Origin of the sequence: Halomonas sp. NCCP-2165 (assembly GCF_023708045.1) — a bacterium.
Lineage (GTDB): Bacteria > Pseudomonadota > Gammaproteobacteria > Pseudomonadales > Halomonadaceae > Bisbaumannia > Bisbaumannia pacifica.
In genome coordinates this window covers 169344-183779 of sequence record NZ_BRCY01000001.1, presented here as the reverse complement: position 1 = coordinate 183779, position 14436 = coordinate 169344, and the positions used below count along the sequence as shown (strand labels likewise).

Annotated in this window: 13 protein-coding genes and 1 other annotated feature; of the genes, 5 read left to right on the top strand and 8 right to left on the bottom strand. The window is 58.4% G+C overall.

Features of this window, described 5'->3' with window-relative positions:
* The first annotated feature begins 86 nt into the window (after positions 1 to 86).
* The 4 genes from NFU04_RS00850 to NFU04_RS00835 all read left to right on the top strand — a co-directional run bounded on the left by NFU04_RS00850 (position 87) and on the right by NFU04_RS00835 (position 3710).
* A complete protein-coding gene (locus NFU04_RS00850) occupies positions 87 to 1202 on the top strand; it encodes an NAD(P)/FAD-dependent oxidoreductase (protein WP_251307646.1) in 1116 nt (371 codons plus the stop codon).
* Positions 1183 to 1470, top strand: coding sequence for a (2Fe-2S)-binding protein (locus NFU04_RS00845; RefSeq protein ID WP_146803621.1), 288 nt, complete (start codon positions 1183 to 1185; stop codon positions 1468 to 1470). The genes NFU04_RS00850 and NFU04_RS00845 overlap by 20 nt, the downstream gene beginning before the upstream one ends.
* Entirely contained in the window at positions 1467 to 2867 is a 1401-nt protein-coding gene (locus NFU04_RS00840; protein ID WP_251307645.1) for an FAD/NAD(P)-dependent oxidoreductase, read from the top strand. The genes NFU04_RS00845 and NFU04_RS00840 overlap by 4 nt, the downstream gene beginning before the upstream one ends.
* Positions 2868 to 2960: 93 nt before the next feature.
* The gene (locus tag NFU04_RS00835) at positions 2961 to 3710 is read left to right on the top strand and encodes a transporter substrate-binding domain-containing protein (protein WP_251307644.1); all 750 of its coding nucleotides are present in this window, start codon (positions 2961 to 2963) and stop codon (positions 3708 to 3710) included.
* Positions 3711 to 3842: 132 nt separating this feature from the next.
* On the opposite strand, the gene NFU04_RS00830 is transcribed toward NFU04_RS00835, so the two are convergent.
* Positions 3843 to 5068, bottom strand: a protein-coding gene (locus tag NFU04_RS00830) for an IS3 family transposase (RefSeq protein WP_251307643.1) whose coding sequence is annotated in 2 segments (ribosomal slippage) — positions 3843 to 4783 and positions 4783 to 5068 — 1227 coding nt in all. Because the reading frame shifts where the segments join, the coding sequence is not laid out codon by codon here.
* Positions 4674 to 4790 (bottom strand) — a sequence feature (AL1L pseudoknot). It overlaps the preceding gene by 117 nt.
* Positions 5069 to 5594: 526 nt before the next feature.
* Between NFU04_RS00830 and NFU04_RS00825 the strand changes: the two genes are divergently transcribed.
* A complete protein-coding gene (locus NFU04_RS00825; protein WP_251307642.1) occupies positions 5595 to 6458 on the top strand; it encodes a LysR substrate-binding domain-containing protein in 864 nt (287 codons plus the stop codon).
* Positions 6459 to 6542: 84 nt separating this feature from the next.
* Here the strand turns inward: NFU04_RS00825 and NFU04_RS00820 are convergent, their stop codons facing one another.
* The 7 genes from NFU04_RS00820 to wrbA all read right to left on the bottom strand — a co-directional run bounded on the left by NFU04_RS00820 (position 6543) and on the right by wrbA (position 14392).
* Positions 6543 to 8114, bottom strand: a complete 1572-nt coding sequence (locus NFU04_RS00820) for a BCCT family transporter (protein WP_251307641.1) — start codon at positions 8112 to 8114, stop codon at positions 6543 to 6545.
* Positions 8115 to 8188: 74 nt separating this feature from the next.
* Positions 8189 to 9535 carry a dimethylsulfonioproprionate lyase DddP gene (gene dddP, locus NFU04_RS00815; RefSeq protein ID WP_251307640.1) on the bottom strand — a complete coding sequence of 449 codons (1347 nt, stop codon included), beginning with the start codon at positions 9533 to 9535 and terminating at the stop codon, positions 8189 to 8191.
* Between the two features lie 56 nt (positions 9536 to 9591).
* Positions 9592 to 11037 (bottom strand): NAD-dependent succinate-semialdehyde dehydrogenase, encoded by a 1446-nt coding sequence (locus NFU04_RS00810; protein ID WP_251307639.1) that lies wholly within the window; start codon positions 11035 to 11037, stop codon positions 9592 to 9594.
* Positions 11038 to 11059: 22 nt separating this feature from the next.
* Entirely contained in the window at positions 11060 to 12079 is a 1020-nt protein-coding gene (locus NFU04_RS00805) for an aldo/keto reductase (RefSeq protein WP_251307638.1), read from the bottom strand.
* A 53-nt stretch (positions 12080 to 12132) separates the two neighbouring features.
* Positions 12133 to 12645, bottom strand: coding sequence for a formaldehyde-activating enzyme (fae, locus tag NFU04_RS00800; RefSeq protein ID WP_251307637.1), 513 nt, complete (start codon positions 12643 to 12645; stop codon positions 12133 to 12135).
* A 285-nt stretch (positions 12646 to 12930) separates the two neighbouring features.
* Positions 12931 to 13620, bottom strand: a complete 690-nt coding sequence (locus NFU04_RS00795; RefSeq protein ID WP_251307636.1) for a pirin family protein — start codon at positions 13618 to 13620, stop codon at positions 12931 to 12933.
* Positions 13621 to 13786: 166 nt separating this feature from the next.
* Positions 13787 to 14392 (bottom strand): NAD(P)H:quinone oxidoreductase, encoded by a 606-nt coding sequence (gene wrbA / locus NFU04_RS00790; RefSeq protein ID WP_251307677.1) that lies wholly within the window; start codon positions 14390 to 14392, stop codon positions 13787 to 13789.
* Positions 14393 to 14436: the final 44 nt, after the last annotated feature.

Sequence of the window (14436 nt, the reverse complement as noted above, 5' to 3'; positions counted from 1 at the left end):
CATATGGGATGACCAAGTATTGATATTAGATCGTATGACCTGGCTGATCTATCGTCGAGACATATCGCAGTGACGGAGCGAAGCGGATGCCTCAAGACTTCCTTATCATCGGCGGCGGCGTGGTTGGAATGGCCGTGGCCTATGGGTTGGCTCGCCGTGGTCGAAGCGTCACCGTGCTCGATGGGCACGACGATTCACTGCGCGCCTCGCGGGGCAATGCCGGACTGGTCTGGGTGCAAGGCAAGGGGCTTGCCATGCCGCGCTATGCCGAACTGTCGCTGCACTCGAGCATGGCCTGGCCAGAGTTCGCGGAGGAGCTTACCGAACGCACCCGCATCGACCTCGAGTATGAGCATTGCGGCGGCGTGGATCTGTGTTTCGATGCCAAAGAGGCCCAGGCACGTCAGGCCGAATACAGGACACTGTATGCTGCCACCCCTTCGCTGACGGCCGTACGCTGGGAATATCTCGACCGAGAGGCGCTTCGCGAGCAACTTCCAGGTCTCGGCGAGAGGGTCCATGGCGGCACCTTTTCGCCCCACGACGGCCAGTGCAACCCCCTCTACCTACTGCGTGCTCTGTATGCCGCCTGCCTGACGCTGGGCGTCGACTATCACCCTGCCACGCCTGTCACTGGGATCGAGGCTTCCACTACTGGCTTCACCGCACATAGTCCGCAAGGCAGTTTCTCTGCCGAACGGGTGATCCTTGCCGCGGGGCTGGGGGCACGTACCCTGGCCCCCCCACTGGGGCTCTCCGGCCAGGTACACCCGGTTCGCGGCCAGGTGCTGGTCACCGAGCGCTTCCCTCCGAGCGGGCGGCTACCGACTCCCCAGCTTCGCCAGACCGCCAGCGGCGGCTACCTGATCGGCGATGTGCTGGAAGACGCCGGCTACGACACCGGAGTGACGCTGGAGACCATCCATCGCCTTGGCCAGAGGGCGGTGCAGATCTACCCCGAGCTGGCCCAGGCGCGACTGGTGCGTAGCTGGGGTGCGCTGCGGGTCATGACCCCGGACGGCAGCCCACTCTACGAGGCTTCCCGTAGCTGCCCAGGGGCCTACAACCTGAGCTGCCACAGTGGCATCACCCTGGCCGCCTTTCATGCTCGGGAGCTCGCCGAGGCCATCGATACCGATCGCCTGGCGACAATCCACGGTGACTTTTCTGGAGCCCGTTTCGATGTTCAAACGACTGGATAATGCCGCCCCCGCGGCGATGGTCACGATTTGGCTGGAGGGGCAACCCCATTCAGTGCCGGCCACCCTCAGCGCCGCCGCGGCGGTGCTGTGGCTCGTCGGCGCCACGGGATATCGCGACCATGCCGCCGGCGGCCACCGAGCGCCGCTGTGCATGATGGGGGTGTGCCATGACTGTCTCATCACGATCGACGGTCAACCCAACCGACAGGGCTGCCTGGTACCGGTGGCCGAGGGCATGCGCCTCGAGCGCCAACGGAGGCCGGCATGAGCGACGCGAGCACACATCACGCCGACGTGGCGATCATTGGCGCCGGTCCCGCCGGCATGGCCGCCGCCAGCCGCCTGGCCGAGGCCGGCCAGGTGCCGGTGGTCTTCGACCTGGCGCCCAGCCCCGGGGGCCAGATCTACCGTCAGCTCACCGCCCCCCAGTTGGGAGAAGACGTGATGGGCCGCGACTATTTGCGCGGCCGACGCCTGCTGGAGCGCTTCGAACGGGCTCGAATCGACTACCGGCCGGGCAGCCGGGTGTGGTGGGCCAAACGCGAGGGCCAAGGCACGACCCTTGGGGTGCTGGTGGACAGGCGCAGCGAGAGTTGGCAGGTAAGGCGACTGATCGTTGCTAGCGGCGCAATGGAGCGTGGCTGGCCATTTCCAGGCTGGCAGTTGCCCGGCGTCATGCAGGCCGGGGCCGGCCAGATTCTCCTCAAGCAGGGCGCCCTGATCCCTGACGTGCCGCCGGTACTGGCCGGGACCGGGCCCTTGCTCTATCTGCTGGCCTGGCAGTATCTGCGTGCCGGGTGTCCGCCTCGCCTGATCCTGGATGCGGCCCCACGCTCACGTTACGCGACCATGCTGCGTCGCCCCTTGAGCACCTGGCATGGCCGCCACTACCTGCTCAAGGGACTCGGCATGCTGACCACGCTGCGGCGTGCCGGCGTGAAAGTAGTGCACGGCATCGAAGGTCTCAGGGCCGAGGGAAATCCCCACCTGCAAGCGGTGCATTACCGACGAGCGGGCCGCTGGCAGAGCGTCGACGCCTCCATGCTGCTGACGCATTTCGGCGTGGTGCCGGAGCCCCAACTGAGCCGGGGCCTAGGCCTGCCCTTTGATTGGCATCCTAGCCAGCAGGCCTTTGTCCCCCATCGCGAAGAGGCCAGCCTGGCTGCCGCGCCCGGCATCTGGCTGACCGGCGACGGCGCCGGTATTGGCGGGGCACTCAACGCCGAGCGCGAGGGTCATCTCGCGGCCCTATCGATTCTCGCCGCCAAGGGCGAGCCGGTAGAGAACGAGCGCACACCACTTGTGCAGGCCCGACGTCGCGAGCTAAGTGCCCGAGCCTTGCTCGAGGCGCTGTTCCGAGTCCCCGATGGATGGCTCGCCGCCCAGCCCGAAACGACCCTGGTGTGTCGCTGCGAGGCCGTCTCCCTCGGTGAGCTCGACGCCGCCATGGCCCAGGGTGCCGCCGGTCCCGGCCAGCTCAAGGCCTTCACCCGCTGCGGCATGGGGCCTTGTCAGGGACGGCTATGCGGCGAGAGCGTCACCCGTCTGTTGGCGGGACACTCGGGCACCTCCATGAACGCGGCGGGCTACTACCAGGTTCGTCCGCCGCTGCACTCGATCACCCTGGGGGAGCTGGCGGACTCGGCCGCGCCGCCCGCTCCCTGATCCTGAGTCGGTCGTCATGACCGACCCGGGCATCGCCAGCAACCTGACTGTACGGCCATTTCTGCATCACACAACCACAAGAGGTGTCATCCCATGCGTGCTTCCCTGTTTTCTGGCCTGCTGATCGCCACGGCCCTGTCGACGTCTCCGGCAATAGCGGACGAGAGTCCGCTGCGTATCGGCGTGGACGTGCCCTATGTGCCCTATCAGTATCAGCAGCCCGACGGCACCATCACCGGGTTTGAAGTCGAACTGATCAATGCCGTTTGCACCGAGATGCAGCGCGAGTGTGAATGGATCAAGCAGGATTGGGACGGCATTATCCCCGGACTGCTCGCCCGCAAATACGACTTCATCGCCTCGGCGATGAACATCACCGAGGACCGCGCCCGTCAGGTCCAGTTCTCCGAGCCCTACTATCAGGTACCCTCGGTCTGGGTCGGCCGGTCGGACCAGGAGGTGGACGTCGAAGACACCCTCGCCGGCGTCACCATAGGGGTGCAGCAGGGAACCATCCAAGACCGCTACGTCACCCAGTTCCACCCCGAGGCCGATATACGCCGTTATAGCAACTCGGGCGGCGTGATCAGCGATATGCACTCCGGTCGCCTGGACCTGGTATTCACTGCCTTCCCGCTGGCCCAAGAGGCCCTCCTGGATGAAGACGCCTATTCTCGCCGGGGCCCGCTGATCACCGAGCCGGAATCGATCTATGGCCCTGGTGTCGGTGCTGCCTTCCGCACCCGTGATCAGGAACTGGTCGAGGAATTCAACGCGGCCATGGCCGAGGTCAAGGCCGACGGCACCTTCGAGCGACTGCAACAGCAATACTTTGGAGAATGATGCCGGAGTGTCTCGCCGGGGCGCTGCCCCGGCCCTCCTCGCCCCGATCGAAGCGTCTTCATAACCGGCACCCCGATCCCGCAGGAAACGACCTGAACCGTACCGGCTTTCTCGGAGACCCGTTGGCTTGAGTCAGGCCACCTTCTTGGCCTGACCCTGTTGCTCATAATACAGCGCTTCTCGCTCGGCCGGCGGCATGTTGCCGATCGGCTCCAGGAGTCGTCGATGGTTGAACCAGTCGACCCACTCCAGGGTGGCGAACTCAACGGCTTCCAGGTGCCGCCATGGCCCGCATCGGCGGATTACCTCCGTCTTGAACAATCCGATCACCGTCTCGGCCAGCGCGTTGTCATATGAGTCGCCGACACTCCCGACAGACGGGGCGATGCCGGCGTCCTCCAAGCGCTCGGTGTATCGAATCGAGACATATTGAACGCCCCTATCGCTATGGTGGATCAAGTCGCTGTCAGTTCCCTGAGGGCGTTCATGAAGCGCCTGCTCCAGCGCATCGAGCACCATGTCGGTGCGGGGAGAGCGTGAGACTCGCCAGCCGATGATCCGGCGGGCAAAGGCATCGATGACGAAGGCGACGTACACGAAACCCCGCCAAGTCGCGACATAGGTGAAATCCGACACCCACAGCGCATTAGGCTGAGCTGGCTGAAACTGCCGTCGCACCAGGTCCGCCGGAGAGGCCTTGTTGGGATCTGGCACGGTCGTACGGACCGGCTTGCCTCTCACCACGCCGCGCAACCCCATCCGGCGCATCAACCGCTCGACCGTGCACCGAGCTGCCGGGATGGTTTCGCGGTGTAGCTGCCGCCATACCTTGCGGATGCCGTAGACGCCGAAGTTCTCGTGCCAGACACGCTGGATCTCGGCACTCAGCCAGTGATCACGCTGAATACGAGGTGGCGCTCGGTCGGGCCGGATTTCACGGGCCTTGTGCTCGTAATACGTCGACGGGACGATCGGCAGGATACGGCAGATCGGCTCGACCCCGTACGACTCTCGGTGATCATCGATAAACTCGATCATCACTTGCCGCGGCGGTCGAGCTCCGCCTGGGCAAAATACGCGGAGGCCTTGCGCAGGATCTCGTTGGCCTGCTTCAGCTCGCGGTTCTCGCGCTCCAGGGCCTTGATTCGCTCGCGTTCAGTAGTGGTCGCGCCTTCCCGACGCCCTGCATCACGTTCGGCCTGACGGATCCAGCTACGCAGCGTCTCCGGTGTGCAGCCGATCTTGGGGGCAATGGCGCCGATAGCCGCCCATTGGGAGAGGTAGTCGGCCTCATGGTCGAAGACCATGCGGACGGCCCGCTGACGGACCTCAGGGGCATATCGTTTGGAAGTATTCATGGCTCCATCCTCTCAAGGTTTGGAGCCTCCGGGAATCCTGGTACGGTTCAGATTCTACCCGGCCGGTGGCGATCAGGCAGCTGCGGCGGGATTTGTGCAGCGTTTCCTAAGCTGGCTCTCCACACGGCTCGCCCTTACCAGCGGCAACGCCGGCCCATGAGCTACGATCAAGGTAGGCATATGGTGAAGCATGCCGAGATGACTCAGAATACCGTTACGACGCTCTACTTTGCTGGCCCGTATAGCCCTTGGCAGCGAGGCTCTGACGAGAAAACCCACGGGCTGTCGCGACAGTGCCTGCCGGGGGAACAAACCTAGCAGTCCTCGGCAGGAAGGACTTGACAAGACAACCGGTTAACTGCAGCTCGCGGAAGCGGAAGATACTGGAATGGCAAACGCCACTGCACGTTGACGCCATGATCCTCAAGAAATTCGTCGGTGGCCTGAGCACCCTTCGATAGCATTAAATTTGGAACTTATCCAGACCTAATCTGAGAACAGCCGTTAACAAGAGAATGCCATCAACATGCGCCTCCTCCCTCCACTCAAATCATTAAGAGTATTCGAAGAAGCTGGTAACCACTTGAGCTTCACCAAAGCAGCCGAAACGCTACACGTGACTCAGGGAGCCGTGAGCCAACAGATCAAGCTGTTGGAAGATTATCTGGGTACACCGTTGTTCGTTAGGACAAGCCGACGCCTTGAGTTGAGTGATGCAGGACGCCAGCTACTACCACAGCTGCATCAGGCTTTTAATCTCCTGGAGATGTCGATTGAAGGAGTGCGAGATCCTAACCAGCGCCAGAAGCTGAGTATTCTGGCCCCCCCCACCTTCTCGACTCGATGGCTGGTGCCTCGTCTAACCGATTTCAGAAAGCGTTTTCCCGAATTACAGCTCACGATCAACGATCATGAGGCGGAGGGGGTAAGCTATGACTGTTCCATCCGTTTTGGGCGCACCGCTCGGGCCCGCTACTTTAGTGAAATGTTGATGCTGGAGAAGCACGTTGCCGTCTGTGCACCTGAGTTGCTGCCTCCTTCGGGGAATCTGAATATTTCCGATCAGAATCTCTTGCATATCCTGCACCATGGTAAACGACTCCCCGTCTGGGACGACTGGGTTCGGGAAACGAACGCATCTATCGATCCGCGTCAAGGGACGGAGTTCAGTACGCTTGACCAAGTCATCAATGCGGCGGTCTCGGGCGCTGGGGTTGCCCTGATCGACCGTCGAATGATTAAGCGAGAGCTGGAAGCTCAAGCACTCATGATCTTCAGTGACGTGGAAGTACAAGGCCCTTATGGCTACTGGCTGGACATCTCCACGGATAAGCAGGGGCTTGCCAAAGTTGTTCACTTCGTTGAATGGCTTCGAGAAATTGTGAGATGAAGACCTACAGTCGCTAGTCGTTATTGGCCAGAAAAAGCCCTGTCTCAGACAGGGCTGAAAGACACTGTAATATAGGAATTAAGATTACTGGATGCTTTCACGGAGGCTGCTGGTGGAGAGATCGGATTCCTTGGTTCTTCCGATGCGAGGATCCTTTAGTTCTTCGGAGATGGATTTTACAAAGCCGGCGCACATGACTGCAATCATCCAGGCAAACGGAAAGCCAAGAATTATCAAGGTGGACTGAATTGCTGCCATCCCCCCGATCAGAAGAAGAAGAGAGGTGATGCCGGCCTCTACTAGCACCCAGAAAACCCTTTCATGGCCGGGGGCTTGATCCTCTTTTGGAGAAGTCAGGATGTTGACCACCATCGTCCCTGAGTCAGCTGTCGTGATAAAGAACACGAAAATACAGAAAAGAGCAATGTAGCTGAGAATCTTCCATTCTGAGAAGATATCAAAGAACTGGAACAAAGCTGTAGATGAATCGGCCATGACAGCCGCCTGAAGACTTTCAAGGCCACTATTATGAATCAAGTCGAGAGCCGTGTTTCCGAACACAGAAAGCCAGGCAAAGGAGAAACCGACAGGAATGACAAGCACTCCGAATACGAATTCTCGAATCGTGCGGCCTTTGGAAATACGAGCGATAAAGATCCCGGTCGGAGCAGCGAAGGCAATCCACCATGCCCAATAGAAGAGCGTCCAGCCTCGAAACCACTCCGGGTTGGTGAAAGAATAGGTTTCAAAGCTCAACGGAACCAGGCTAGATGCATAATCCCCAATATTCTCGACGGTGGCATTCAGGATGTATGCACTCTTTCCGAAAAGGAAGACGAAGACCATAAGGCCGATAGCCACGGCCATATTGATCAAGGAGAGCCGCTTGATGCCTTTCTTGAGGCCGAGAAGCAGCGAAGTGCAAGTGACACCGCTGATGCCCAGTACGAGTGCGATTTGCACAATTGTACTGTCGGGGATGTTGAAAAGATAGCTTAACCCCGAGTTGATTTGCATCACACCAAAGCCCAGAGGAGTGACGATTCCGACAATCGTTGCCAGGACCGCAAAGGTGTCGATCATGTCTCCGACGGGGCCATAGATACGTTCTTTGAAGATGGGGTAGAGAGCAGACCGCATTTCGATGGGAAGGCCCTTACGGTAAGCGGCATATGAGATAACAAGTGCAACTATCGCATAGATTGCCCAAGCACTGATTCCCCAATGAAAGAAAGTAATTTCCATCGCATTTCGAACTGCCGCATCGGTTTCTCCTCCACCGACCGGAGGTGATGTGTAATGCATGACAGGTTCGGCAACGCCGAAGAAAACAAGTCCGATGCCCATGCCTGTGCAAAACAGCATGGCCCCCCAGGCGAAGTGGCTGAATTCAGGCCGGTCGTGCTCCTTTCCCAAGCGAAGGTTGCCTGCCCGACTCAAGGCCGAATAAGCAAGGATTAGAACGAAGACAACGACAGCCGACATATAAAACCAGCTGAAGTTGATGGATATCCAGTTCTTTGCTGCCTCTAGGCTGCTAGTGCTTCCCTCTGGGTTTATGAACACAAAAGTTATGAACATCGACAATATTGCTATTGATAGCAGGCCCACTCTTCTCTTGTGGCTTTTGGAGCTAGCGTCTAAAGAAAACATCATACCACCTTTGTTTTGTAGTTTATGGAATTGAGTGGGGAACCCAGGAACCTCCCCACTCAATATTTTCTGGTTTGTTAGCTCAAAAGGTCCTCTTCAAAAGGGTAACTTGTCAGGTTTTCGTATCCATCCTCGGTAATTAGCACCTGATCCTCGAGCTTTACGCCTTCTTGTCCACCTACTTCGCCAACGTATGCTTCTACACAGAGAACCATGCCTGGCTCGATCACTCCGTCATACCCATGACACTCTTGATCTTCGGGGTACCGAATGGACGGATACTCGTCACACAGTCCGACACCATGCATCATGACGCCATACCGTTGATGACGGAATTCTTCAGGCAGCCTTATCCCTTTTTCGGTAACCTCACGAAAACTCATGCCTGGAGCCAGGATATCCATATTGTGATGAATATGTTCGTAGGCGACTCGATAAAGATGTTTCTGGGTCTTGGTGGGTGGTTGGCTGCCAATCATCCAGGTCCGGGAAATATCGGCGCACATTCCATATGGTCCAATCAAGTCGGTATCGAAGGCCAGCAATTCGCCCTCATTCACGATACGTGGACCACACTCCTGGAACCAAGGGTTGGTTCTAGGCCCAGAGGATAAAATACGGCATTCGATCCATTCTCCACCACGGCGAATGTTCTCTGCGTGCAATACCGACCAGATATCATTCTCTGTCACTCCGGGACGAGTGGCCTCCTGCATTGCCTTCATTGCGATCTCGGTGGAGGCGATTGAGCAACGCATCGCATTGATCTCATCTTCCCCTTTGATTGCTCTGGCTAATTCCATTACTTCCTGGCCATCGAACGTCGAGATACCGAGTTTGTCCAGCTCCCTGAGACCCGCGATCTCAATCTTGTCGACAGCTAACCTTTTGTTAGAACCCGAGTGATGGCGAAGAATGGACTGAATTTCGGAAGCGAAATGTTCAGCGTGTTCGTTAGTTCGATTTCCTGTCTCGAAATAGAAGAAGGATGCGCCACCCCTGACTTCCTTTACCAAGGGTAAGTGGGCAGACAAGTGATCGCAGTTGTGAAAGTCCCACAAAATAATATGGCCACTTGCCGAGACGAAGCAGGCACGAGCATGATTATGCGTGACCCACAACTGCATATTGGTGGAGTCAGTCGCATAGCGAATATTTAGTGGGTCGAAGAGTAGGACGCCAGCCAAATCACGCTTTTGCAATTCGCTTGTAATTCTTTGCAAGCGAAATTCGCGCATCCTGGCGAGGTTTGGGGTTGTCAGACCAAGCGATTCCCATTCATTAAAGGCCAAGTCAGTCGGCCCTATTTCGACTCTGTCGTTATCATTGGGGGAGCCGTCGGGTTTATATTGACCACCCCTTCTGCGGCTGGGATCAATTTTCCTATTGGATGACGAAACGGAAAAAGGATTTGCTTGTTGCATTTGTCAACTCCGCAGGAATGTAAGCGCGCCACCCTGAAGGTGGCGCTGGTAATGCTTCAGATGCCGCCCATCAACATGTACTTTATTTCGACATAGTCTTCGATCCCGTAACGGGACCCTTCTCTGCCAAGGCCGGACTCCTTGACGCCACCAAAGGGTGCCACTTCGGTAGAGATGATCCCTTCGTTGATGCCCAGGATACCGGCTTCCAGCTCTTCGGCGACTCGCCAGATTCGGCCGATATCGCGGGAATAGAAGTATGCCGACAGCCCATAATCGGTATCATTGGCCATGCTCAACACTTCCTCTTCGCTGCTGAACCGATAGCAGGCGGCCACAGGCCCGAAGGTCTCCTCGTCCGTGACCATCATCTCGGCGTTGGCATTACCGATCACCGTGGGTTGATAGAAGGTGCCGCCGAGCTCGCTTGGCTTGCCTCCTATGAGGATCTCACCTCCCTTCTCAACGGCATCGGCAACATGGGTCTCGACCTTGTCGAGGGCCATGGCATTAATCAGCGGACCCTGGCTCGCTCCCTCACGGAAACCTTCCGACACCTTGAGCTGCGAAACGGCTTGGACCAGTTTCCGTGTAAATTCTTCATACACGCTATCCTGAACATAGAAACGGTTCACGCAGACGCAGGTCTGGCCGGTGTTGCGGAACTTGGATGCCATCGCCCCCTGTACCGCGGCATCGATATCGGCATCATCGAAGACGATGAAAGGAGCGTTGCCCCCCAACTCCAGCGACAACTTCTTGACCGTATCGGCTGCTTGCCGCATGAGAAGCTTGCCGGTCCGGGTAGAGCCGGTGAAGGAAACCTTGCGAACCAGCTTGGACTCCATGATGGCGCCACCGATAGCAGGCGCATCGCCCGATACCACATTGAAGACGCCAGCAGGTACGCCAGCTTCCTCGGCCAGCACGGCGAGGGCCAGGGCAGAAAGCGGCGTTTCCTCGGAGGGCTTCAATACCATGCTGCAGCCGGCGGCAATTGCTGGGCCTGCCTTGCGGGTGATCATCGCCAAGGGGAAGTTCCAGGGCGTGATGGCACCAACCACGCCAATGGCTTCCTTCGTGACCACGATACGCGCATCGGCCTTATGACTCGGAACCACGTCACCATAGACGCGCTTGGCTTCCTCGGCGAACCACTCCAGGAAACCGGCGGCATAGGCGACTTCACCGAGCGCTTCCGTAAAAGGCTTGCCCTGCTCCGTGGTAAGAATCGTCGCCAGGTCATGCTGATGCTCCATCATGAGCTCTCCCCAGCGGCGCACGACCTTGCTGCGTTCCTTGGCCGTCTTGCGACGCCACGTCTTGAAGGCGACGTGGGCGACATCGATGGCGGACTGGGTCTCGGCTTTTCCGGCTCTGGCGACATCCGCGATGACGGATCCAGTGGCCGGGTTCGTGACCGTATAATGCTCACTCGCTTGTTGCCATTGACCGTTGATGTACAAGCCGGTCTGGAGCAGTGCAGTCTTCTTCAAGTTCATGATCTGTCTCTATGGCAGATGATTAGTCCAGGAAGGGCGCCTGAGCCGGCCGACATTCGCGAGGGATACGTCGACCGGCGGTATAGTCATTGATGACGTCGCAAGGGGTATAATTGCGCTCTAGCTCGTACACTTCCTCGTCGCTCAGCTGCATCTCCAGAGCCGCCAAGGCGCTGCCGAACTGCTCCTGGGTGTCGGCTCCCACCAGCATGCTGCTGACTTCCGGCTTTCTCAGCACCCAGGCCTGAGCCACTTGGGCCGGTGAGCACCCCCGTGCATCGGCAACCTTGGCCACCGAATGGGCAATTTCCTTGCAGATCTTGTCGCTGTACATGCCGGTGGTGAAGAAATCGGTCTGGTTGCGCGTCGAGGTCAAGTCATTGGTCAGGATGCCGCGAGCGAGGGGACTGAACACGGAGACCCCAATGCCTTGATCCATGCAGAAGGGGATCATCTCCCGCTCTTCCTCACGGTATGCACAGTTGAGCTGAAGCTGCATGTTGATGGGGCGAACCCAGCCATGCTTGTCGCAGACTTGCAAGATCTTGGCGAGCTGCCAGGTATACATCGTGGACACCCCAATGTATCGGGCCTTGCCGGAGCGCACGATGTCGTTCATCGCACACATCGTTTCTTCGACCGGCGTGCCAGTATCGAAGAAATGCAGCATGTAGATATCGACATAGTCCATCTGCAACCGGCGCAGCGAAGCATCGATACCTTCCATGATGTGCTTGCGCGAGTGGCCTTGACCATTGATGTCACCATTCATGGCATAGCCGACCTTGGTGGTGACCACTAACTCGTCGCGGCGAGCGACTCGGCGCAGGATATTCCCGACCACCTCCTCACCCGCACCGGTGGAATAGAAATCCGCCAGGTCGATGAAATTGACTCCGTTGTCGATAGCATGCCGGACGATAGGCTCGCTCTCCGTTTCATCGAAAATCCAGGGCTTCCATTCCTTAGAGCCCATGTTCATGGTACCGAGGCACAGCCGAGAGACGGATAATCCGGAATTGCCGAGCTTGACGTACTGCATTTTGTTATTCCTGAAGCAGATTATGTGAGCGGGCTATTGATCTTGAGGTATCGTTAATTCTTTACGCTGTAGAAGGGGTTGCTGATGCTACCGACAGCGAGCTCCAGATCTTGTTTGTTAGGCGTGCCCTGCAGTGCAGCCTTGATGGCATTGGTGCAGGCGCGATAGTTGTTCGCGTAAACGGCATCCAGATCATCGCACGCCGGGTTGACCCAGTTGGCTGTCAGGATACACCACTCCTCTGCAGCCTCTTCGGGCAGAGTGCCGTCCAGCAATGCCTCGGTCACGGCCTTGGCGATACCTGCCTGGGCTGCGCCCCAAGTGGCCTTTCCATGGAGCTCCCCTTCGATTTCCGCCTTATTGGTGAAGAGCGTGACCGGTTTTACGGGCACATTAGGTTGAGCAATCACCATGAAAGGACTGTGTCCCCGAGTAGGCGAGGTGATGCTGCCTGCCCACGCATTGCCCACCGGGCCATCCTTGGGACCGATGAGGATATTGATGTGCGCAGCATTGACCCCGGGCCCTTCGAAACCTTCGCCGATATACATATTCATGGCTTTCATCGCTAGCTCCTGATGGTTGGATTTATGATGACCTCATCACAGAGCCAACTGTGGCAGCACGATAGGCAGGCAGAAAAGCGAGATAATCTAATTTTTCTATTAGTTTATCTAATAATCGCCAACCGCGACATCAGCGTTCTCTCATAATCTTTAGAGAGACTGGATTTATTGAAAACGTGGCTGGTCACATCGGCGATGGATCGAGTTCCGAAGGAAAGGCGCAAAGAAGGGTCACTCGGAATTTGAGGCCACCCAAGCCTAGATATTGCGCTATACCTGCTCCACTTAAGCCATATCAAACAAGAGAATCTCCGAGGCCTCGACGCCGATCACGTCGATGGGCTCACCCGGCTGGAAGGCAGCCGCATCACCAGCCGAGAGCCGCTGGCCATTGACCTTAGCCTCTCCCCGCGCCACGTGCAGCCAGGCATGGCGGAGGGCCGGCACCTTCGCCTGCTCGCCGGCATCGAACAGCCCGGTATAGAGGTTGACGTCCTGGTTGACGCTGACCGAGCCGTCACGGCCTTCCGCGGAAACGACCAGGCGCCACTCTCCCTGCCGCTGTGCTGCCGGAAAGCGCTTCTGTTCGTAGCTGGGCGCGATGCCCTGTAGCTTCGGCTCAATCCAGATCTGCAGGAAGTGGAGTTCTTCGTCGGAGGAGTGATTGAACTCGCTGTGCAGGACACCGGTCTCCGCCGACATGCGCTGCACATCGCCAGGACGCATGACCGCCCCATGCCCCATGCTGTCCTTGTGGGCCATAGCGCCCGACAGGACATAGGAGATGATCTCCATATCCCGATGCGGGTGGGTGCCGAACCCTGCGCCCCCCTGGACACGGTCTTCGTTGATGACACGAAGCTTCCTGAACCCCATGTGCTCAGGGTCGAAGTAGTGAGCAAACGAGAAGGTGTGGCGGGAGCGCAGCCAGCCGTGATCGGCATGGCCACGTTCATTGGCGCGTCGCAGGATCATGTTGCCTCCTTTCCAGCGTGCGGGCTTCGCCTTGCCATGACACGACAAGGCACGCTCTCACGGGTGGATGAGAAAGTGAGTGTTCAGAAAAATCGGCAACGCCCATCACGGGACAGGGCCTTGCCGATTCGTTAGCTCAGCGTGTTATCGGGGCGTGATAACAGCTTCAGCCGTTGGTCTTGAGGCGGGCCGCGACCCTGGCCACGGTTTCGCCCTGGAAGCGGGCAATGGTCAGCTCGCGATCATCGGGCTGGCGAGAGCCATCGCCCGCGGCGATGGTGGATGCCCCGTAGGGCGTGCCATCGCCGACCTGCGAGATATCGAACAGCTCCGGGGTGGCATAGCCGATTGGCACGATGATCATTCCGTGATGGGCCAGAGTGGTCCAGGTCGAGGCAATGGTCATTTCCTCGCCCCCTCCGGTACCGGTGGAGGTAAAGACACTGGCCACCTTGCCCACCAGGCCGCCACTGGCCCACAAGCCACCGGTCTGGTCGAGGAAGGTGCGCATCTGGCCGGCCATGTTGCCGAAACGCGTGGGCGTGCCGAAGATGATCGCATCGTAGTCGGCCAGCGCCTTGGGAGAGGCCTCCGGGGCCGCCTGCTCGGACTTGCCGCCGGCGGCCTTAAGCGCGTCGGGATCCATGGTCTCCGGTACGCGCTTCACGGTCACCTCGACGCCTTCCACCTGACGTGCACCGTCGGCAATGCTGTTCGCCATCGTCTCGATGTAGCCGTACATGGAGTAATAAACAACCAGTACCTTGGTTATGGGCTGTACCTCTTGTGGGGTGTTGTGGGCTTTCGATCTCCCGA